Origin of the sequence: Burkholderia sp. KBS0801 (assembly GCF_005937855.2) — a bacterium.
Lineage (GTDB): Bacteria > Pseudomonadota > Gammaproteobacteria > Burkholderiales > Burkholderiaceae > Burkholderia > Burkholderia ambifaria.
On record NZ_CP042177.1, the window covers coordinates 1,491,998 to 1,513,032 of the forward strand.

Annotated in this window: 14 protein-coding genes; 7 read left to right on the plus strand and 7 right to left on the minus strand. The window is 68.5% G+C overall.

Annotation, left to right across the window (positions count from 1 at the left end; translation table 11 throughout):
- Positions 1-332 precede the first annotated feature (332 nt).
- The 4 genes from FFI87_RS07200 to FFI87_RS07215 are packed head-to-tail and all read left to right on the plus strand — an operon-like array spanning position 333 to position 5,445.
- A complete protein-coding gene (locus FFI87_RS07200) occupies positions 333-1,037 on the plus strand; it encodes a response regulator transcription factor (protein WP_006756066.1) in 705 nt (234 codons plus the stop codon).
- On the plus strand, positions 1,034-2,395 hold the full coding sequence (locus FFI87_RS07205; protein WP_138847847.1) for a FecR domain-containing protein: 1,362 nt from the start codon (positions 1,034-1,036) through the stop codon (positions 2,393-2,395). Before FFI87_RS07200 ends, FFI87_RS07205 begins: the two co-directional genes overlap by 4 nt.
- Positions 2,396-2,405: 10 nt before the next feature.
- Positions 2,406-4,793 carry a CHASE2 domain-containing protein gene (locus FFI87_RS07210; RefSeq protein WP_138847846.1) on the plus strand — a complete coding sequence of 796 codons (2,388 nt, stop codon included), beginning with the start codon at positions 2,406-2,408 and terminating at the stop codon, positions 4,791-4,793.
- Positions 4,794-4,830: 37 nt separating this feature from the next.
- Complete coding sequence (locus FFI87_RS07215; protein WP_138847845.1) at positions 4,831-5,445, plus strand: DUF4136 domain-containing protein; 615 nt, start codon at positions 4,831-4,833, stop codon at positions 5,443-5,445.
- 60 nt (positions 5,446-5,505) lie between these two features.
- Here the strand turns inward: FFI87_RS07215 and galU are convergent, their stop codons facing one another.
- Both galU and FFI87_RS07225 read right to left on the minus strand, forming a co-directional pair.
- Positions 5,506-6,390 carry a UTP--glucose-1-phosphate uridylyltransferase GalU gene (gene galU, locus FFI87_RS07220; protein ID WP_011656638.1) on the minus strand — a complete coding sequence of 295 codons (885 nt, stop codon included), beginning with the start codon at positions 6,388-6,390 and terminating at the stop codon, positions 5,506-5,508.
- 87 nt (positions 6,391-6,477) lie between these two features.
- Positions 6,478-9,345, minus strand: a complete 2,868-nt coding sequence (locus FFI87_RS07225) for a valine--tRNA ligase (RefSeq protein WP_138847844.1) — start codon at positions 9,343-9,345, stop codon at positions 6,478-6,480.
- 214 nt (positions 9,346-9,559) lie between these two features.
- On the opposite strand from FFI87_RS07225, the gene FFI87_RS07230 reads away from it, so the two are divergent.
- Positions 9,560-11,923 (plus strand): UvrD-helicase domain-containing protein, encoded by a 2,364-nt coding sequence (locus tag FFI87_RS07230; RefSeq protein WP_012363702.1) that lies wholly within the window; start codon positions 9,560-9,562, stop codon positions 11,921-11,923.
- The gene (locus FFI87_RS07235; protein ID WP_138847843.1) at positions 11,920-12,717 is read left to right on the plus strand and encodes a 5'-methylthioadenosine/adenosylhomocysteine nucleosidase; all 798 of its coding nucleotides are present in this window, start codon (positions 11,920-11,922) and stop codon (positions 12,715-12,717) included. The genes FFI87_RS07230 and FFI87_RS07235 overlap by 4 nt, the downstream gene beginning before the upstream one ends.
- 66 nt (positions 12,718-12,783) lie before the next feature.
- Here the strand turns inward: FFI87_RS07235 and FFI87_RS07240 are convergent, their stop codons facing one another.
- Positions 12,784-14,022 carry an MFS transporter gene (locus FFI87_RS07240; RefSeq protein WP_006754226.1) on the minus strand — a complete coding sequence of 413 codons (1,239 nt, stop codon included), beginning with the start codon at positions 14,020-14,022 and terminating at the stop codon, positions 12,784-12,786.
- A gap of 394 nt (positions 14,023-14,416) precedes the next feature.
- On the opposite strand from FFI87_RS07240, the gene FFI87_RS07245 reads away from it, so the two are divergent.
- The gene (locus tag FFI87_RS07245) at positions 14,417-16,093 is read left to right on the plus strand and encodes a methyl-accepting chemotaxis protein (protein ID WP_138847842.1); all 1,677 of its coding nucleotides are present in this window, start codon (positions 14,417-14,419) and stop codon (positions 16,091-16,093) included.
- An 18-nt stretch (positions 16,094-16,111) separates the two neighbouring features.
- On the opposite strand, the gene FFI87_RS07250 is transcribed toward FFI87_RS07245, so the two are convergent.
- Genes FFI87_RS07250 through FFI87_RS07265 form a run of 4 tightly spaced genes read right to left on the minus strand, consistent with a single transcriptional unit; the run spans position 16,112 to position 21,027 of the window.
- The gene (locus tag FFI87_RS07250) at positions 16,112-16,990 is read right to left on the minus strand and encodes an HlyD family secretion protein (RefSeq protein WP_138847841.1); all 879 of its coding nucleotides are present in this window, start codon (positions 16,988-16,990) and stop codon (positions 16,112-16,114) included.
- Positions 16,991-17,002: 12 nt separating this feature from the next.
- Entirely contained in the window at positions 17,003-17,206 is a 204-nt protein-coding gene (locus FFI87_RS07255; protein ID WP_006755504.1) for a DUF1656 domain-containing protein, read from the minus strand.
- Positions 17,203-19,404 (minus strand): FUSC family protein, encoded by a 2,202-nt coding sequence (locus FFI87_RS07260; RefSeq protein ID WP_138847840.1) that lies wholly within the window; start codon positions 19,402-19,404, stop codon positions 17,203-17,205. The genes FFI87_RS07255 and FFI87_RS07260 overlap by 4 nt, the downstream gene beginning before the upstream one ends.
- A gap of 15 nt (positions 19,405-19,419) precedes the next feature.
- Positions 19,420-21,027, minus strand: coding sequence for an efflux transporter outer membrane subunit (locus tag FFI87_RS07265; protein WP_138847839.1), 1,608 nt, complete (start codon positions 21,025-21,027; stop codon positions 19,420-19,422).
- Positions 21,028-21,035: the final 8 nt, after the last annotated feature.

Below are 21,035 nucleotides of genomic sequence, written 5' to 3' on the forward strand. Positions count from 1 at the left end.
CGGCGGGGTGTGCCGACCGACGATTTTGCCGAGCCGATGGCCGGCCTGGCAGGCGCCGACCAGGGCGCGTAATCGCGCGATGGGCAGGATTATTCGAATAAAGGACCGTAGTCCGCGCAATTTCTTGGCGAATTTCATACTACTATGATGAAATCGCCGGTTCGTCCGTGCCCCGTTTTTGAGATATTGGCCGGGGCGCCGTGTCACGCAGGGTGCGCGAGCGGCCAAACGGCGGCTCGCCGGCCGGCTTCGGAAGCCGTGCCCGTGTCCGGCGCGGCGGAGTGAGCGCGGGGAGCTGAACTGGACGAATCGATTTCGATTTGCGGGGTGCTATGAGAATTGCTGTACTGGATGACGATCCGGCCCAGACGGATTTCGTCAGTCAAACGCTGACGGCCGCCGGCCACACGTGCTATGCGTTCAAGGAAGGCAAGGCCCTGAAGAAGCGTCTGCAGCGCGAGACGTTCGATCTGCTCGTGCTCGACTGGAACGTGCCCGACATGTCCGGCGAGGAAGTGCTGAAGTGGGTCCGTGCGAACCAGTCCGAGCACAGCCTGCCGATCATCTTCATGACCAGTCGCGACGACGAGGCGGGGATCACGCAGATCCTCAACGCCGGCGCCGACGATTACGTGGTCAAGCCCGTGTCGGGCCCGATCCTGCGCGCACGCATCGGCTCGCTGCTGCGCCGCGCGTATCCGGTCAATCCGGAGGCGACCGTTCGCGAGTTCGACCAGTTCCGCTTCGACGTGAACCTGAAGCAGGCGTATGTCGGCGACAAGGCCGTGAGCCTCACGCAGAAGGAATTCGAGCTCGCGCTGCTGCTGTTCCAGCATCTCGACCGGCCGCTGTCGCGCGCGCACATTCTCGATCTCGTGTGGAAGCAGGCGACCGACATTCCGTCGCGCACGATGGACACGCACATCTCGATGCTGCGCACGAAGCTTGGCCTGCGGCCGGAAAACGGCTATCGTCTCGCGCCGATCTACGGCTATGGCTACCGGCTCGAGCGCGTCGGCCAGGGAGAACCGGAGTGATCGCGCGCATTACGCAGCGCACGCCGGGCCTGCGCACGGCGGCACTGCGCGCGGCGTGTGCGGTCGCGCTTGCGTGCGCGGCACAGCAGGCCGCCGCGCGGCCGCCGGCGGCCGCGGGCAAGACGATCGTCTACCGCACGCAAGCCGGCGACACGCTGTACGACGTCGCCGCGCGGTACCTGCAGGGCCCGGACGACTGGCAACTGCTGCAGCAGATCAACGGCGTGCCCGCCCCGAAGCACCTGCAGCCCGGCATCGCGCTGAAGCTGCCGGTCGCGCGGCTGCGCAAGGAAAAGCTGACCGCGCGCGTCGTCGCGGTGCAGGGGGCGGCCGAGCGCACGTCCGGCGACGCCTACGTGCCGCTCGCCGACGATGCGACGCTCAACGAGGGCGACCGCGTGCGTACCGGCGCGAACGGTTTCGTGACGATCGAGCTCGCCGACGGCACGCACATGAGCCTGCCGCCCGACAGCCAGCTCGACCTGAAGACGCTGCGCCGTACCGTGCTGACCGGCACGCTCGATCGCGAGTTCGAGCTCACGCGCGGCTCGGTCGACAGCGAAGTCACGCATCTGAAGAAACGCGACGACCGCTTCCAGATCCGCTCGCCGTCGGTCGTGGCCGGCGTGCGCGGCACGCGCTTTCGCGTGAACTACGATGCGGCCGGCAACGCGACGACGCGCGTCGAAGTGCTCGACGGTACCGTCGGCGTCGCCGGCAAGCGGCAACCGGCCGACCCGACGCTCGTGCACGCGAACTTCGGCAGCATCGCGACGTCGTCCGGCGCGATCGGCGCGCCCGTCCAGCTGCTGCCCGCACCGGCGCTCACGCATCCGGACAAGGTGCAGGACGAGCCCGACGTCGCGTTCGACATCGCGCCGCTCGCCGCTGCGCACGCATATCACCTGCAGCTCGCGCACGACGCGGGCATGCTCGACCTGTTCCGCGAAACCCGCACCGATACGCCGAGCGCGGTGTTTCGCGACGTGCCGAACGGCACGTATTTCGTGCGGGTCGCCGCGATCGACACCAACGGCCTCGAAGGTATGCCGCGCACCTATGCGTTCGAGCGGCGCCAGATGGGGCTCGACGCGAGCGCGTCGCCGGGCGCCGGCGGCTACGAGTTCCGCTGGTCGCCGAACGGCGCGGGCAAGGATGCGCGCTACCGGTTCGTGCTGTCGCGCTCGAAGGACCTGAGCGCGCCGGTCGTCGACCAGGTCGGCCTGCACGCGCGCAAGATCACCGTCGCGCACCTGCCGCCCGGCGACTACTACTGGGCCGTGACGGTCGAGGAGTTCGAAGGCGGCAAGTTCTACCAGAAGACGAGTCCGGTCAGCGCGTTCACGTTGTCGCGCTGATCCGCGGCAGATGAAAACCGACTCCGTTTCCCCGCGGCGGCGCCTCGGCCGCCGCTTCCTGATCGAATGGATCGCGATCGGCTGCCTCGGCATCGCGGTGATCCTCGCGTGCGCGCTCGGCCGGCTGTCGTCGAGCGTTGACGGGCTGATCTACGACCGGCTGCTGATGCTGCGCAGCCTGCCGCTGTCGCCCGACGTCGTCGTCGTCGACATCGACAACCAGAGCGTGTCCGCGCTCGGCCGCTGGCCGTGGCCGCGCAGCGTGCATGCGCGGCTGCTCGACACGCTGGCGCGTGCGCAGCCGGCCGCGGTCGTCTACGACGTGCTGTTTACCGAGCAGTCGCCCGAGGATCGTCCGTTCGCGGACGCGATGGCCCACGTGCCGACGTTCCTCGCCGTGCTGCTGAGCCCCGAGCAGGCGGACGGCACGCGCACCGTCGATCCGCCGGTCGCGGAGCTTGCGGCCCGCGCGACGGGGCTCGGCCACATCAATCTCGAAGTCGATCCCGACGGCATCGTGCGCAGCGTCGCGCTGTTCGAAAGCGACGGCCGCGTGCGCTGGCCGCAACTGATGGTGCCCGTCTACCGCGCGCTCGAGGCCGGCCGGCTGCATCCGGTCGGCGGGGCGCCCGGCGCGCATGCGCACGACCTGTCGCGCGACCTGACAGGCGAGGGCCGCTACCTGATCCCGTTCAGCCGCAACACCCCCGCGTATCCGACGCTGTCGTTCGACGACGTGCTCGAAGGGCGCGTGAAACCCGACGCGCTGCGCGGCAAGATCGTTGTCGTCGGCGTGACCGCTTCGGGCCTCTACGACCGCTTCGCGACTCCGGTGTCGGGCGAGTTCGGCCCGCTCGCGGGCGTGTACATCCATGCGAACGTGCTCGACATGCTGACGACCGGCAGCGCGATCCTGCCCGTGTCGCGCGCGGGGCTGTGCGCCGCGTCGCTGCTGCCGCTCGCGGTGCTGCTGGCCGGTTTCCTGATGCTGTCGCCGTGGCGCGGCCTGCTGCTGACGCTGAGCCTGGCGGCGGCGGCCGTCGTCGCGAGCGTCGCGCTGTTGTTCGAGGCGCGCGTGTGGCTGTCGCCCGCGCCCGCGATCTTCGGGCTGATCGCCGTGTACCCGATCTGGAACTGGCGGCGCCTCGAAATGACGATGTCGTACCTGCGCCGCGAGCTGCAGCGGCTCGCCGACGAGCCGCACCTGCTGCCCGAGGCGCCGCGCACGCGCAGCGTCGGCGGCGACGTGCTCGAACGGCAGATGGCGCTGATGGCGCAGGCCGCGCAGCGCGTGCAGGACATGAAGCGCTTCGTATGGGACAGCCTTGACAGCATGCCGGAGCCGATCTTCGTCACCGACCTGGCCGGCACCGTGCTGATCGCGAACCACGCGGCGAAGCGCTACGGGGCGCGGCTCGCGCTGCCGTTGCCGGAAGGGAGGCCGCTGCGCGCCGCGCTCGGCGAGCTGACCTTCATGAAGACCGTCGACGGCAACGTCGAACACGACGTCGCGATCCGCGAGCACTGGCCGGCCGCGCTCGACCCGACGCTCGAGGCCGAGCACGATGCGATGGCGCGCGGCATCGAGGTGCGCGACCGCGACGGGCTCGACCATCTGCTACGCTACGCGGCATGTACGAACGCGCAGGGCCACGTGACGGGCTGGATCGCCGGCCTCGTCGACGTGACCGAGCTGCATGCGGCCGAGCGGCAGCGCGAGGAGGCGCTGCACCTGCTGTCGCACGACATGCGCTCGCCGCAGTCGTCGATCCTCGCGCTCGTCGAGATCGAGCGCGAACGCGTCGAGACCGACGCGACGCGCCGGCTGCTCGCGCGAATCGAGCGGTATGCGCATCGTGCGCTGTCGCTCGCCGACGAATTCGTGCAACTGGCGCGCGCGGAGTCGCAGGCGTACCAGCTCGAGCCGACGAGCCTCGTCGACGTGCTGATCGACGCGAGCGACGAAGTCTGGCCGCAGGCGCAGGCCAAGCGCATCCGCATCGATACCGACGTCGGCACCGACATGGGCTGGACGCGCGCCGACCGCTCGCTGATCACGCGCGCGTTCGTCAACGTGCTGAACAACGCGGTCAAATACAGTCCGTCCGACACGGTGATCACGTGTACGCTGACGATCGAGCACGCATCGAGGCGGATGTTCTGTACGATTCGCGATCAGGGGTACGGCATCGCGCCGGAAGATCAGCGGCATCTGTTCGAGCGTTTCAAGCGGTTCCATGCCGGCGAGCGGCCCGAAATCTCGGGCTCCGGGCTCGGCATGGCATTCGTGAAGACGGTCGTCACGCGCCACGGCGGCAGCGTGACGGTCGACAGCGAAGTGGGTGTCGGCACCGCGGTGACGGTGTCGCTGCCCGCGATCGACGAGCCGTCCGCCTGACAGGGCCGGGCACGACGGCAGGCATTTGGGGGAAGTCATGAGAAAGGAATGGGCAGCGACCGCATTGGCGGCGTCGCTGTTGACGGGTTGCGCCGGCGTCACGACCGGCGTGAGCGCGCTCGGGCAGCCGAATGCGTTCGCGTCCGGTGCGCACGGCTACGATTTCGTCCGCACGGCCGCTCAGGCCGACGATGCCGAATACCGGCGGATCGAGACGCTCGTGCGCGACGAACTCGCGCATCGCGGCTTCGACGCGCAAGCCGGCAAGGACGCGCGCTACCGGCTATCGATCGCGTATGCGACGCAGCCGGCGTCGGTCGCGGCGACGGCCGACCAGTGCGGCGCCGCGAGCAGCGCGTGCGTGACCGTCGACGGGCCGGCGCCGTTCGCGCTGCCGTTCGCGGGCCAGGTGTACCGCCACGTGCTGACGCTGCGTTTCGTCGACGCGAGCTCCGGCGCGGATGTCTATCGCGTGTCGGCGTCGCTGCGCGATCGCGATCCGGGCACGCAGCAGGCCGCGCCGACGCTCGTGCGGAGCGCGCTCGCGAAGCTGCCGTTCGAGCAGGGTGACGGCTGGCTCGTGAAGACGAAAAAAGACGACGCGGGCGCAATGCCGGGCGTCGTCTCGGTGAAGCAGGCCGCCGCGCGCTGACGCGCCGGCCGTGAGGTGAGGGCGGGCCCGCCGGAAAGGCGAGGCCGGCCCGGGCCGCGTTCAGGCGGCCGGATGCGCGTTGCCGCGCGTGCGCAGGTACGCGTCGAACTCGGTGCCGACTTCCGGGTGGCGCAGCGCGAATTCGACCGTCGCCTTCAGGTAGCCGAGCTTGCTGCCGCAGTCGTAGCGCGTGCCCTGGTACTTGTAGGCCAGCACCTGTTCGTCGGCGAGCAGCGCCTGGATCGCGTCGGTGAGCTGCAGCTCGCCGCCCGCGCCCGGCTTCAGCGCACGCAGGTGTTCGAAGATGCGCGGCTTCAGGATGTAGCGGCCGACCACGCCGAGATTCGACGGCGCGACTTCCGGCGCCGGCTTCTCGACGATCGCCGACATCTTGACGATCGACTCTTCCCACTCCTTGCCGTCGACGATCCCGTACGACTTCGTCTCCGACGGCGGAATCTCTTCCACGCCGATCACCGAGCTGTGATAGTGGTCGAACACGTCGACCATCTGCTTCATCACCGGCGGGTTGCCGTCGAGCAGGTCGTCGGCGAGGATCACCGCGAACGGGTTGTCCGCCACGAGCTTTTCCGCGCACAGCACCGCATGGCCGAGGCCGAGCGCTTCCGGCTGGCGCACGTAGAAGCAGTCGACGTGGCTCGGCTTGATGCTGCGCACGAGCTCGAGCAGCTTTGCCTTGCCGCGCGCCTCGAGTTCGGCCTCGACCTCGTACGACTTGTCGAAGTGATCCTCGATCGCACGCTTGCTGCGCCCGGTCACGAAGATCATCTCGGTGATGCCCGCGGCGATCGCTTCCTCGACCGCGTACTGGATCAGCGGCTTGTCGACGACCGGCAGCATTTCCTTCGGGCTCGCCTTCGTTGCAGGGAGGAACCGCGTGCCGAGACCGGCAACGGGGAATACCGCCTTGTTGACTTTCAACATGATCGAACCTTTATTCCTGTAATCGTCTTGTCAGACGGTCTATGTTCACGTTCCGATTATAGTGAACGCAAACGACCTTACCGTTTGTTACGCAGGCAACCGATCGAGCTGGGCACGCAGTTTTTCCAGCGTACTACCGAACTCGGCGACGCGCTTCTGCTCCTGTTCGACCACGGCCGGCGGGGCTTTCGCGACGAATGCCTCGTTGCCGAGCTTCGCGTTGCACTTCGCGATCTCGCCCGTCAGGCGCGCGATTTCCTTCGACAGGCGCTCGCGTTCGGCCGCGACGTCGATCTCCACCTTCAGTACCAGCTTGTTCGGGCCCACGATCGCGATCGGCGCGCCGTGCGCTTCCTTGTCGAGCGTCGCTTCGTCCGCGAGGATCTGAACTTCCGACAGGCGGGCGAGGGCCTGGACGTACGGCGCGAACGAGCGCAGGCGCTCGGCGTCGCCGGCCGCGAGCAGCGGCACCTTGGTCGCCGGCGACAGGTTCATCTCGCCGCGCAGGTTGCGGCACGCATCGACGATCGCCTTCAGGTCGGCCGCCCATTGCTCGGACGTCTCGTCGATCTTCTGCAGGTTCGCGACCGGATACGCCTGCGTCATCAGCGATGCCTCGCCCTCGGCCTTGCCTTGCGGATAACGGCCGGCGAGCGGCGCGACCTTCTGCCAGAGCGCCTCGGTGATGAACGGGATGATCGGGTGCGCGAGGCGCAGCACCGTCTCGAGCACGCGCAGCAGCGTGCGGCGCGTCGCGCGCTGCTGTTCCGGCGTGCCGTTCTGGATCTGCACCTTCGCGAGTTCGAGGTACCAGTCGCAGTACTCGTCCCACACGAACTTGTAGATGCTGGTCGCGATGTTGTCGAAGCGGTAATCGGCGAATCCCTTCGCGATGTCGGCCTCGGTGCGCTGCAGCAGCGACACGATCCAGCGGTCGGCCGCCGAGAAGTCGAGGTAGCCGCCGGGGCCGCAGTCGCCCGCGGCGCACACTTCCGGCTTGTCGTTGCCGCAGTCGTGGCCTTCGCAGTTCATCAGCACGAAGCGCGTCGCGTTCCACAGCTTGTTGCAGAAGTTGCGATAGCCTTCGCAGCGCGCGAGGTCGAAGTTCACGTTGCGGCCGAGCGTCGCCATCGACGCCATCGTGAAGCGCAGCGCGTCGGTGCCGAACGCGGCGATGCCGTCCGGGAATTCCTTGCGCGTCTTCTTCTCGATGGTGGCGGCCTGCTTCGGGTTCATCAGGCCCGTCGTGCGCTTCGCGACCAGCGTTTCGAGGTCGATGCCGTCGACGATGTCGATCGGGTCGAGCGTGTTGCCCTTGCTCTTCGACATCTTCTGGCCTTCCGCGTCGCGCACGAGGCCGTGCACGTAGACGGTATGGAACGGCACCTTGCCGGTGAAGTGCGTGGTCATCATCACCATCCGGGCGACCCAGAAGAAGATGATGTCGAAGCCCGTGACGAGCACCGACGACGGCAGGAAGTGCTGCAGTTCAGGCGTTTCGTTCGGCCAGCCGAGCGACGAGAACGGCACGAGAGCCGACGAGAACCACGTGTCGAGCACGTCCTCGTCGCGCTTGAGCGCGCCGGCATAGCCCTTCGCGGCGGCCTGCGCGCGCGCTTCTTCCTCGTTGCGCGCGACGAACACCTCGCCGTTCTCGCCGTACCACGCCGGAATCTGGTGACCCCACCACAGCTGGCGCGAGATGCACCAGTCCTGGATGTTCTCGAGCCACTGGTAGTAGGTGGTCGTCCAGTTTTCCGGCACGAACTTGATCTGGCCGCTGCGCACGACGTCGAGCGACGTTTCGGTGATCGACTTGCCCGGGTTGAACGTGCCTTCCGGCGCCGCCTTCGTCATCGCGACGAACCACTGGTCGGTCAGCATCGGCTCGATCACGACGCCCGTGCGGTCGCCGCGCGGCACCATCAGCTTGTGCGGCTTCACGGAGTCGAGGAAGCCCTGCGCGTCGAGGTCGGCGACGATCGCCTTGCGTGCGTCGAAGCGGTCGAGGCCGCGATACTGCTCGGGGCCGTTGTCGTTGATCTTCGCGTCGAGCGTCAGGATCTCGATCGGCGCGAGGTTGTGGCGCAGGCCGACCTGGTAGTCGTTGAAGTCGTGCGCGGGCGTGACCTTCACGACGCCCGTGCCGAACTCGCGATCGACGTAGTCGTCGGCGATCACCGGGATCTCGCGGCCCGTCAGCGGCAGCGTGACGAGCTTGCCGATCAGGTGCGCGTAGCGCTCGTCTTCCGGGTGGACCATCAGCGCGACGTCGCCGAGCATCGTCTCGGGACGCGTCGTCGCGACGGTCAGCGACCCCGAACCGTCGACGAGCGGGTAGCGGATGTGCCACAGGTGGCCGTTTTCCTCTTCGCTCGCGACCTCGAGATCGGACACCGCGGTGAGCAGCACCGGATCCCAGTTGACGAGGCGTTTGCCGCGGTAGATCAGGCCCTGTTCGTAGAGCGTGACGAACACGTCGCGCACGGCGGCCGACATCTTGTCGTCCATCGTGAAATATTCGCGTGACCAGTCGGTCGACGCGCCGAGGCGGCGCACCTGGCCGGTGATCGTCGAGCCGGACTGCTGCTTCCACTCCCACACGCGCTCGACGAACTTCTCGCGGCCGAGGTCATGGCGCGACACGCCCTGCGCATCGAGCTGGCGCTCGACGACGATCTGGGTCGCGATCCCAGCGTGGTCGGTGCCGGGCACCCACAGCGTGTTCTCGCCGAGCATCCGGTGATAGCGCGCGAGGCCGTCCATGATCGTCTGGTTGAACGCGTGGCCCATGTGCAGCGTGCCGGTGACGTTCGGCGGCGGCAGCTGGATCGCGAAATCGGGGCGCGCCGGGTCGAAGGCCGGGGCGGCATAGCCGCGTTTTTCCCACTCCGGCCCCCATTGGGACTCGATGGTGTGGGGTTCGAAACTCTTCGCAAGCGTGCTGTCGCTCATGGTTGGAAATCTGCCGAAAAATGCGTGAATTGGATGCCGAATCCGGCAATTATAAATGGATGCACATCGGCCAGCCATTGCAGGGTCCGCGCCGGCCCGTCGGGTGGCCCTCACTGCGCCGCGGCGGCGCGAGGCCGAACGGATCGGAAACGGCATCGCGCCGCCGACTTATAATGTCGGGTCCGCATTTTTCTCGCACGCCCGCTGCCGCTCCATGCCCGATCTGCTCGCCAATCTGAACCCTGAACAATACGCCGCCGTCACGTTGCCGAACGAACCGGCGCTGATCCTCGCGGGGGCGGGCAGCGGCAAGACCCGCGTGCTGATCACCCGCATCGCGTGGCTGATCCAGCAGGGCTACGCGTCGCCGCCCACCGTGCTGGCCGTCACCTTCACGAACAAGGCCGCGCGCGAGATGATGGCGCGCTTGTCAGCGATGATGCCGATCGACACGCGCGGGATGTGGATCGGCACGTTCCACGGGCTGTGCAACCGGATGCTGCGCACCCACTGGCGCGACGCCGGCCTGCCGCAGACCTTCCAGATCCTCGACACGGCCGATCAGTTGTCCGCGATCAAGCGGCTGATGAAGGCGGCGAACGTCGACGACGAGAAGTACCCGCCGAAGAATGTCCAGTACTTCATCAACAACGCGAAGGAGCAGGGGCTGCGTCCCGACAAGGTCGACGCGACCGACAACTTCAACCGCAAGTTCGTCGAGCTGTACCAGGCGTACGACCAGCAGTGCCAGCGCGAGGGCGTGGTCGACTTCCCCGAGCTGCTGCTGCGCTGCTACGAGCTGCTCGCGTACAACGCACCGCTGCGCGCGCACTACCAGGCACGCTTCAGGCACATCCTCGTCGACGAGTTCCAGGACACCAACAAGCTGCAGTACGCGTGGCTGAAGATGCTCGCGGGCGGCGAGAACGCGATCTTCGCGGTCGGCGACGACGACCAGTCGATCTACGCGTTCCGCGGCGCGAACGTCGGCAACATGCGCGACTTCGAAGACGAATTCCGCGTGCGCAACCTGATCAAGCTCGAGCAGAACTACCGGTCGCACGGCAACATCCTCGACGCGGCGAACCAGCTGATCTCGAACAACGCGCACCGCCTCGGCAAGAACCTGCGCACCGACGCCGGCCACGGCGAGCCCGTGCGCGTGTACGAGGCGAGCACCGATGCGCAGGAAGCCGGCTGGATCGTCGAGGAGATCCGCTCGCTGATCAACACCGGGATGTCGCGCAGCGAAGTCGCGGTCCTGTATCGCAGCAACGCTCAATCGCGCGCGATCGAGCACACGCTGATGACTTCGGGCATTCCGTATCGCGTGTACGGCGGCCTGCGCTTCTTCGAGCGCCAGGAAGTGAAGCATGCGCTCGCGTACCTGCGCCTGATCGACAACCCGAACGACGACACCGCGTTCGCCCGCGTCGTGAACTTCCCGACGCGCGGGATCGGCGCGCGCTCCATCGAGCAGCTCGCGGATGCCGCGCGCCTGTACGACTGCTCGATGGCCGCCGCGATTCCGTACGTGACCGGCAAGGCCGGCACGAGCCTCGGCGGGTTCGCGACGCTGATCGCGAAGATGCGCGCCGAGACGCAGCAGATGAGCCTGCCCGAGACGGTCGAGTACGTCGTGCGCGCGAGCGGCCTCGCCGATTTCTACCAGGGCGAGCGCGAAGGCCAGGACCGCCTCGAGAACTTGCAGGAACTCGTGAACGCGGCCACCGCGTTCGTCAGCGAGGAAGGCTACGGGCTCGACGCGCCGGCCCGCTCGATCCCGCTGCGCGCGGGGGCGATCGCGGCGCCGGAGCTCGGCGTGGACGCGAACGATCCGTCGGTCGACGTGCTGGATCCGGCGCCGCTCGACGACCCCGCGCAGAACCCCGACACGATGACGCCGCTCGCGGGCTTCCTGTCGCACGCCTCGCTCGAAGCCGGCGATAACCAGGCGCAGGCCGGCCAGGACGCCGTGCAGCTGATGACGGTGCACGCGGCGAAGGGCCTCGAATTCTCGGCCGTGTTCATCACCGGCCTCGAGGAAGGGCTGTTCCCGCACGAGAACAGCGTGCTCGAATCGGACGGCCTCGAGGAAGAGCGCCGGCTGATGTACGTCGCGATCACGCGCGCGAAGGAGCGGCTCTACCTGTCGTTCGCGCAGAGCCGGATGCTGCACGGCCAGACGCGCTACAACGTGCGCTCGCGCTTCTTCGACGAATTGCCGGAGCACGTGCTGAAGTGGCTCACGCCGAAGGTCGAGGCGGGCGCACGCTGGGGCGGCCGCTCGGACAACGCCGGCTGGGGGCGCGATTGGTTCTCGCGGCCGGGTGGCGGCAGTCGCGAGCAGGTCGTCGACGCGGCGGTTTCCGCGCCGCTGCCGGCGTTCGCGAACAAGCAGCGCGCGGCCGACACCGGCTTTCGCGTCGGCCAGCAGGTGTTTCATACCAAGTTCGGCGAAGGCACGGTCACCGCGCTCGAAGGCAACGGAGCCGACGCGAAGGCGCAGGTGAAGTTCAAGCGGCACGGCGAGAAGTGGCTCGCGCTGGCAGTCGCGAAACTGCAGGCGGTGGAATGATGAGCATCGACATGGTCGGAACGGTTTCGATGCGCCCGCTCGGCATTCTGGCCGCGCTGCCCGAGGAGCTCGGCGACCTGATCGCCGCGATGCGCGCCGAGGGCGTGATGAAGACGATCACGCTCGGCCGCCGCGACTACCACCTCGGCACGGTGCACGGCGCGGCCTGCGTCGTCACGCTCGCGCGGGTCGGCAAGGTCGCGGCCGCCGCGACGGTCAGTGCACTGATCCATGTGTTCGGCGTGTCCGGCGTCGTGTTCACCGGGGTCGCCGGCGGCGTGTCGCGCACCGTGCGCGTCGGCGATGTTGTCGTCGCAGATACGCTGCTGCAGCATGACCTCGATGCGTCGCCGCTGTTTCCGCGCTACGAGGTGCCGCTGCTCGGCATCACGCGGTTCGCGACCGACCTGGAACTGACGGCCCGCCTGAAGGCCGCATGCACGCTGTTCGTCGCCGAGGAGGGCGCGCAGTTCGCCGAGCGTTTCGGGCTGGCCGGCGCGTCGCTGCACGGCGGGCTGATCATCAGCGGCGACCGCTTCGTGTCGAGCGAGCGCGAGGTCGTCGCGCTGCGCGATGCGTTGCCCGACGCGCTCGCGGTCGAGATGGAAGGCGCGGCGATCGCGCAGGTGTGCGCCGAACACGATGTGCCGTTCGCTCTCGTGCGCACGATCTCCGATACTGCCGACGACCACGCGACGCAGTCGTTCTCGCACTTCCTGTCGGCGATCGCGAGCAGCTATTCGACCGGCATCCTCAAGCGTTTCCTGACGCTGCATGCGACGACGGCGGCCTGAAGCCGCCGTCGTCGTTTTCTCTTCAAGCCGGTCGACCAGCCGCGGCACGCATGCCGCGGCCGCCCGTCACGCCTTCTTGCGGCGCGCGCTTTCGAGGTTCGGCAGGAACACCGTCAGCACGCCGATCAGCGGCAGGAACGAGCACACCTTGTAGACGAACGTGATGCTCGTCGCGTCCGCGAGCTGGCCCAGCACGGCAGCGCCCACGCCGCCCAGGCCGAACGCGAAGCCGAAGAACAGGCCTGCGACCATCCCGACCTTGCCCGGCATCAGCTCCGTCGCATAGACGAGGATCGCGGCGAACGCCGACGCCAGCACGATGCCGATGATCACGCTCAGCACGCTCGTCCAGAACAGGTTCGCGTACGGCAGCAGCAGCGTGAACGGCGCGACGCCGAGGATCGACACCCAGATCACGTACTTGCGGCCGATCCGGTCGCCGACCGGCCCGCCGATCAGCGTGCCGGCCGCCACGGCCGCGAGGAACACGAACAGGTGGATCTGCGCGGCCTGCACCGACAGGTGGAACTTGTCGATCAGATAGAACGTGAAATAGCTGTTGATGCTCGCGAGATAGAAGTACTTCGAGAACACCAGCAGCACCAGCACGCCGATCGCGGCGAGCACGCGGCGCGGCGACAGCGTCGGATGGCCGGCCGCGGCGGCCTTCTTCTTCATCGACGGATGCTTCTTGTACCAGTGGCCGATCTGCGTGAGCACGACCATCGCGACGAGCGCGGCCGCCGAGAACCACGCGATGCTGTGCTGACCGTGCGGAATGATCACCAGCGCGGCGAGCAGCGGCCCGAGCGCCGAGCCGGCGTTGCCGCCGACCTGGAACAGCGACTGCGCGAGCCCGTGCTGGCCCCCCGACGCCATCCGCGCGACCCGCGACGATTCCGGATGGAACACCGACGAGCCGCAGCCGACCAGGGCCGCCGCCACCAGCAGCGTCGGGAAGTTCTGCGCGGCCGACATCAGCAGCAGCCCCGCGAGCGTGAAGCCCATCCCGACCGGCAGCGAATAGGGCTTGGGCCGCTTGTCCGTGTAGAGCCCGATGAGCGGCTGCAGCAGCGATGCGGTGATCTGGTAGGTCAGCGTGATCAGGCCGATCTGCGCGAACGACAGCGCGAACTGGCTCTTGAGCATCGGATAGATCGCGAGGATCAACGACTGGATCATGTCGTTGAGCATGTGCGAGAAGCTGATCGCGCCGAGCACCGGGTAGACGGTGCGCGCGGCGGGTGGAGCAGACGGCTGGGCTGCGGCGGCGTTGCCGGCACCCGTATCGAGGCTTGTTTCCATGTGAGCTGAGCGAGTTGAGGTGACGGGACGCGCTCTGATGGGGATCGGCGCGTTCGAATCGTTGTTGCGTCAAAGAAGTGTAATGTGGCGTATCGAGAATGTCCGGCCAAGTTTTATCGCGATTCGGACATCGCCGCCAGCCGCGGGGCCAGCTGATCGGCCATTCCGCCCTTTTTTGGCCGGGTATAACGCAGGCAGCGCGTCTGCCGTGAGCGCGGGCACACAGGGCTCGGCTCGGTGTTTGTCCGGACTCAAGGAATGGCGAGGGCGGCCGTAGAACGACGCAACGGCAACAGAGGCGCGCCGCGCACCGCACCGGCCACGAGCCGGGCGGGCATCACGGTGACCGCCGGGCCCGACCTGTCCGGTGGTGGGATCAATACGGGGAATATCGATGAAAGCAGCATCATTGCATCCGCGGCCGGGTGCGGCCACCAGCGCATCCGGTGCGGCCGCGAGGCCCGCCGCCGCACGACGTCCGCGCGCGGCCCGGCGCGAACGCCGGCCTTGGACGGTCAAGGCGACGTTGCGCGCGGCGTTCGCGATCCTGCTGGCCGGCACGCTCGCGATCGGCGTGTTTTCGCTGTGGCAGATCAGCCGGCTGAACGCGTCGATCGCGTCGGTCTACGAGCAGGGGCACGTCGCGAGCCGCGCGGCGGAGGAAGTGCGCGCCGAGGTGCTGCGTGCGAGCCGCGCGCAGAAGATGCTGCTGACCGCGACCACAGCGAAGGAGCGCGACGACCTGGGCGCCGAGATTCGCGCGGGGCTCGCGTCGATCGGCCAGGCGCTCGCGACGCTGCAGCATTACGCGGATCCGGCCGATGCGGACGATTCCGCGCGCCTGCGCGCGTTCTCGATGGCGGTCGGCACGTGGAGCGGCCATCTGCGCGATTTCGTCGCGCTCGTGCAGGCGCAGCCGCTCGACCTGTCGCAGATGAACTGGCAGGTCGGCACGCAGGACGTGTCGCTGCTGGTCGAGACCGCCAAGCTCGAGAAGTTGGTCGCCATGCTCGTGAAGACGCGCGGCGCGAAGTCGAAGGCGACACTCGATGCGTCCGCAACGATCTTTTCATCGTCGTTCGCGATGATCGCGGCGATGACGGCCGCGCTGTTCGTGCTGGCGATCGTGATCGCCGAACGGGTCGTGCGCCGCCTCGCGTCGCAGCTCGGCGGCGAGCCCGCCGATGCGAAGGCGATCGCAGCCGACATCGCGCGCGGCGACCTCACGCGGCCGATCCCGCTCGGCCGCCACGACCGCGACAGCATGGTGCGTGCGCTGTCCGACATGCAGACCGGGCTCGCGGCGACCGTCGGCGAGATCGCCGTGAGCGCCGAGGCGATCGCGGCTGCGTCCGGCGAGATCTCGACCGGCAATCTCGACCTGTCGCGGCGTACCGAGCAGCAGGCCGTCGCGCTCGAGCGCACCGCGGCCAGCATGGAGCAGCTCACGTCGACCGTGCGGCAGAACGCCGAAAACGCGCGGCAGGCGAGCGCGCTCGCAGCTAATGCGTCGGCCGTCGCGGAAGCCGGCGGCGAAGTCGTCGGGCGCGTGGTCGCGACGATGAGCGAGATCGACGACAGCGCGAAGAACATCCGCGACATCATCGGCACGATCGAGGGAATCGCGTTCCAGACCAACATCCTCGCGTTGAACGCGGCGGTCGAGGCGGCGCGCGCGGGTGAGCAGGGCCGTGGTTTTTCGGTGGTCGCGGGCGAAGTGCGGCTGCTCGCGCAGCGGGCGGCGAGCGCGGCGAAGGAGATCCGTACGCTGATCGGCGCGTCGGTCGAGCGCGTCGCGAACGGGGCGGCGCTCGCGCACGACGCGGGCCGCACGATGGACGACGTGGTGCGGGCGGTCAAGCGCGTGACCGACATCATCGGCGAAATCTCCGCGGCGTCGGACGAGCAGAGCGCCGGGATCGACGAGATCGGCCGAGCGGTGATGCAGATGGATTCCGGCACCCAGCAGAACGCGGCGCTCGTCGAACAGGCGGCCGCCGCGGCGAATGCGCTCGACGAGCAGGCGCAGGCGCTCAAGTTGCTGGTCGGGCGCTTTCGCATCGCGGCGTAAGCGCCCCGCCGCCGGCGCTTAGGACTTCTTCTTCTGCTTGTCCGGGTCGATGATGACCGTGCAGGTCGTGCCCGCCGACAGCACCACGTCGGCCGGCACTTCGTCGATCCGGATGCGGACCGGCACGCGCTGCGCGAGGCGCACCCAGTTGAAGGTCGGGTTCACGTCCGCGACGAGGTCGCGGCTTTGCGGGTTGTCGCGATCGTAGATGCCGCGCGAGATGCTCTCGACGTGGCCTTTCATCACGCCGCCGCTCATCAGCCGCATCTCGGCGGGCGCGCCGATCTTCACGCGCGGCAGCTTGGTTTCCTCGAAGTAGCCGTAGACCCAGAACGAGTGGCTGTCGACGATCGCGAGCTTCGCCTGGCCGGCTACCGCGTAGTTGCCCTTGAACGTCTGCAGGTTCGTCACGTAGCCGTCGACCGGCGCGACCACGCGCGTGCGTTCGAGATTGAGCTTCGCGGCGTCGAGCGCGGCGATCGCCTGCTGGTACTGCGCGTCGGCGCTTGACGCGCTGTGCGCCGCGTTCTCGCGGTTTTCCTTCGACACGACGAGCGCGTCGAGGTCGGCGCGACGGGCCGCGTCGTCGCGGCGCATCTGCAGTTCCGCGCGGCGGGCGGCGACTGCCGCCTGGGCCTGCTCGACCGCGATCTGGTAGTGCGACGGGTCGATCTGCATGATCAGGTCGCCCTTTTTCACGAGCTGGTTGTCATGCACGGGCAGCTCGACGATCGCGCCCGACACGTCCGGCGCGACGTTGACGATCTCGGCGCGCACGCGCCCGTCGCGGGTCCAGGGATCGTCCATGTAGTGCACCCACAGCGAGCGCCCGATCAGGATCGCGACGAGAAGGATGACGGCGGTCGCGACGAAGCCGAAGAGTTTTCTGAGCATCATGATGGTTCGGAATCAACGGTAAACGGCAAGACTCAGTCCGCCGCAAATGCAGACGAGAAGGCACGCGCGGAACAATGACGGGTGCCAGACGTGACGGTAGAGGCCCGTATAGGCGAGCACGCGGTCGACGGCCCAGGTTGCCAGCGCACCCAGGACGAACATCAGGACCACCGTGGGCATGTAGGCATCGAGAATGGCGATTTCACGCGGCATCATGACGAGGCTCCTTGTTGGGGACGCACGGGGCGGTTGCGGTTGAGCGGCTCGAGCGGCGATTCCGGATCGAGCAGCGCCGTGCGTACGAAATGCAGATGGCTCAGGATGCGCTGCAGCCGGTGGCGCTCGTCGCGCGACGGCGTGACGGCATCGAGCGTGTGCCGGGTTGCGTCGATGGCGGCATTGACCGCCGCGAGCGTCGCGTCGAAGCGCGCTGCGTCCGGCTTGCTGAACAGCCTGGACAGCGCGGTGCGCATCGTCTCGATCGCGCGTCGCCACGGCGTCGTCGGCGCATGGCGCGGGTCGGACGGCAGCGCCGCCAGCTCGGCGCGCAGGTCGAGCACCGCGTTGCCCGTTTCCAGCACCGCGAACATCCAGCGCAGCGCGTCGCGCTGCACGTCGGGCTGGTCGGCCGACAGCGTGTGCGCCTGATACATCAGGTCGCGCGCGCCGCTCTCGAAGCGCGTGCGCAAGCCGGCGAGCCGGGCGTGGCACGCGGCGACCACCTGATGGCGCAGGTCGGCGAACAGCCGCTTCTTCAGCCACGGCGCGGTCGGCGGGAACAGCACCGCGAACGCGATCGCCGACACCACCATCGACAGCACCAGCGCGAGCGCATCGTTCATGAAGCTCGTCGGATCGTAGTGGGTGATGTTGTCGGGGCCGGCGAGGAAGCAGAAGAAGATCAGGTAGCCCATCCCGTAGCCCGCGAGCTTCGGCTTCATTGTCATGTAGATGCCGATCGCGAGCAGCGGCGCGAGCGCCACACACAGCAGCGGGAAGCCGTCGATGTGCGGGTAGATGCCGAACATCAGCAGGAAACCCGTGCAGACGGCCAGGGCCGTCCCGATGCCCATCTGTGCGGACATCGCGGTCGGGCGCGGCGTCGACGACGCGAGCGCGCAGGTGGCCGCCGCCGTCAGCGTCATCGTCACGCCGCTCGGCCACGCGGTCTCGATCCAGAACCAGCCGAGCACGAGGATCACGGTCGCTGTGCGGATCGCGGCGATCACCATCGCCGTCACGTTGGTGCGCGGCTCGTAGCGCTCGATCCAGCGTTCGCGCTCGTGCGTCGCGGTCGACAGCGACGCGTAGGTCGCCGCGTATTCGTGCAGGTCGGTGATGAAGCGGTACAGCAACTCGGCGGCCGTGTCGAAGTCGAGCAGCGGAAAATCCGGCTGCGTTTCGAGCGCCGCGCGCGTGGCGCGAATGCGCCGCGGCAGCGCGTCGCGCCATGCGAGCAGCTGTTCGGCCGCGCGCGCCGCGTCGGTCGACGTGCGCACGGGTTCGCCGTTGCGGGTCAGGAGCGGCGCGATCTCGCGGAAGTACGGCTCGATCGCATCGATCGCGGCCTGTGCGCCGGCCGCGCGCAGCCGGTTCATCAGCTGGTGCAGCGCATGGAAGCGGCTCGACACGCTCATGAACTCGCTGTTCAGTCGCGCGAGGCGGCCGCTGCGCATCCGCGTGTCCGGGTCCTCGAACACGGCCATGCTGCGCGCGGCCTCGAAACCGACCACGTCGGCGACGAAGCGCGTATGGATCGTTTCGATGTGCGCACGGTCGAGCTTGCCCGACAGGGCCGCCGCGACGTAGTCGACGAAGCCGCCGAAGCGCGTGCGTACCGTCGTGCGCATCTGCTCGCCCGTGTACTGCGGAAACACCAGCGCGCTGACGACGCCGGCCGACACGATCCCGATGATGACCTCGGACACGCGCGTCATGGCGCTCATGAACGCGCCGTCCGGATGCTGCGACGCGGGCAGGCCGATCAGCGCGGTCGTATAGCCGGCGAGCAGGAAGCCGTAGCTGCGGAAGTTGCGGTTGCGCGCGGCGCCGGCCGTGCACAGCGCGATCCACAGCGCGACCGCCAGCAGGAACAGCTGCGGCTGCTGCGGGAACAGCCCGACGAACGTGAGCGTCGCGATCAGCCCGAAGATCGTGCCGGCGACCCGGTAGAAGCTCTTCGCGAGCACGGCGCCGCTTTGCGGCTGCATCACGATGAACACCGTGGTCATCGCCGTCTTCGGCGCCGGCAGGTCGAGCCGCATCGACACGCCGGTCGCGATGAACGCGGCGAGCAGTGCCTTGAACAGATAGAGCCATGCGGCGCCGTCGTTGCGGGCCCAGTCGCCGAACGCGGCGTACCAGGCCGCGAGCGGGCCGCCGGCGGGCGTGGAAGCGGGGGAGGAGGCTGACATGACGGTCACTCCGCGTTACCGTGCGGCCGGCGTGGCGCTCGCACCGGCCGTCGCGACCTGCGCGGGCCGGGCCATGGCGGCGACGGGCTTCGTACCCGATGCGGCCGCCGGCGCGGCGGCACCCGCGGCGGATTCGTCGCGCGACGGATGGTCGCCCGACGGATGGCCGTCCCGTCCGTCCTCGCCCGTTTCGACGCCGCCGCCGAGCGCGGCCATCAGCTGCGCGTGCGCGGCGAGGCGTTCCGCGTCGATGCGGGCCGCCGTCTCCTGCGCGCGCAGCAGCTGCTGTTGCGCGATCAGCACGTTCACGTAATCGGTCAGCCCGCGGCGGAAGCCTTCGCGCGACAGCTGGTAGCTGCGGTCGTTGGCGGCCACCGAGCGCGCGGCGTCCTTCTTCTGCGTATCGAGCGAGCGGATCCGCACGACCTGGTCGGCGATGTCCTTCAGCGCGCCGACGACCGTCTGGTTGTAACGCTCGACCGCCTGGTCGTAGCCGGCATCGGCCGCACCGAGTTGCGCGCGCAGGCGGCCGCCTTCGAAGATCGGCAGCGACAGCGCGGGGCCGGCCGTCCAGCCGCCGTTCATCGCGCGCAGGAAGTCGGTGAACGGCGCGGTCACGCCGAAGCCGCCGACCGTCGCGAGCAGGTCGATGTTCGGGTAGAACGCGGCCTTCGCGACATCGATGCCGCGGGCTTGCGCGTCGACCGTCCAGCGGGCCGCGACGACATCCGGGCGGCGGCCGAGCAGGTCGGCCGGCATCGCGGACGGCAGGCCGGCCGGCGCGTCGAGCGTGAGGCTCGGCCGCTTGATCGCGTCACCGGCGCCCGGGCCCTTGCCCGCGAGCGCGGCGAGCTGATGGCGCGCGAGCTGGATGGCTTCTTCGTAGCTGTCGATCTGGCGCTCGTAGTCGGGCAGCGTCGATTCGGCCTGGCTGACTTCGAGCTGCGTGCCAATCCCGGCCTGCAGACGCTTGCGCGCGAGATCGGCCAGCGCGCGCTGGCGTTCGAACGTCTCGTGCGCGAGGTCGAGCAGCGCGTAGTTCATCGACATGCCGACATACGCGCGCACCACGTTGACCTCCAGCTCGAGCTTCGCGGCTCGTGCGTCGGCCGCGGTTGCATGCGCGGTGTCGAGCGCGCGCTCGGTCGCGTTCTTGTCCTTGCCCCACAGGTCGAGGTGATACGACAGGCCGAGCGTGCCGGTGTTGTTCCACGTGTCGGTGTCGGCGAGCGGCCCCGGGCCGTAGTAGACGTTATCGGGCCAGTGCTGGCGCATCAGCGACAGGTTGCCGTTGATCTGCGGCAGCTCCGCCGACCGGGCCACGCGCGCCATTGCCTGCGCTTCGCGCACGCGGGCCTCGGCCGCCGCGAGGGTCGGGTTGCCGGCCTGGGCGGCGGCGATCCACGCGTCGAGCTGCGGATCGCGATACGCGCGCCACCAGTCGGACGCGGGCCAGCCCGCGTCGCGGTCGGCCGCGCGGATGGCCGCGCCGGCGTCGAGCGCGTTCGCTTCGATGCGGGTGGACTTAGGCTTGTTGTCGCCCATGCTCGCGCAGCCGGTCATTATTAATGAGACTGCAAGAACCGCCAGTGCCAGCGTCCCTTTTGTTGCCGGAGACCGCACGATTTTCT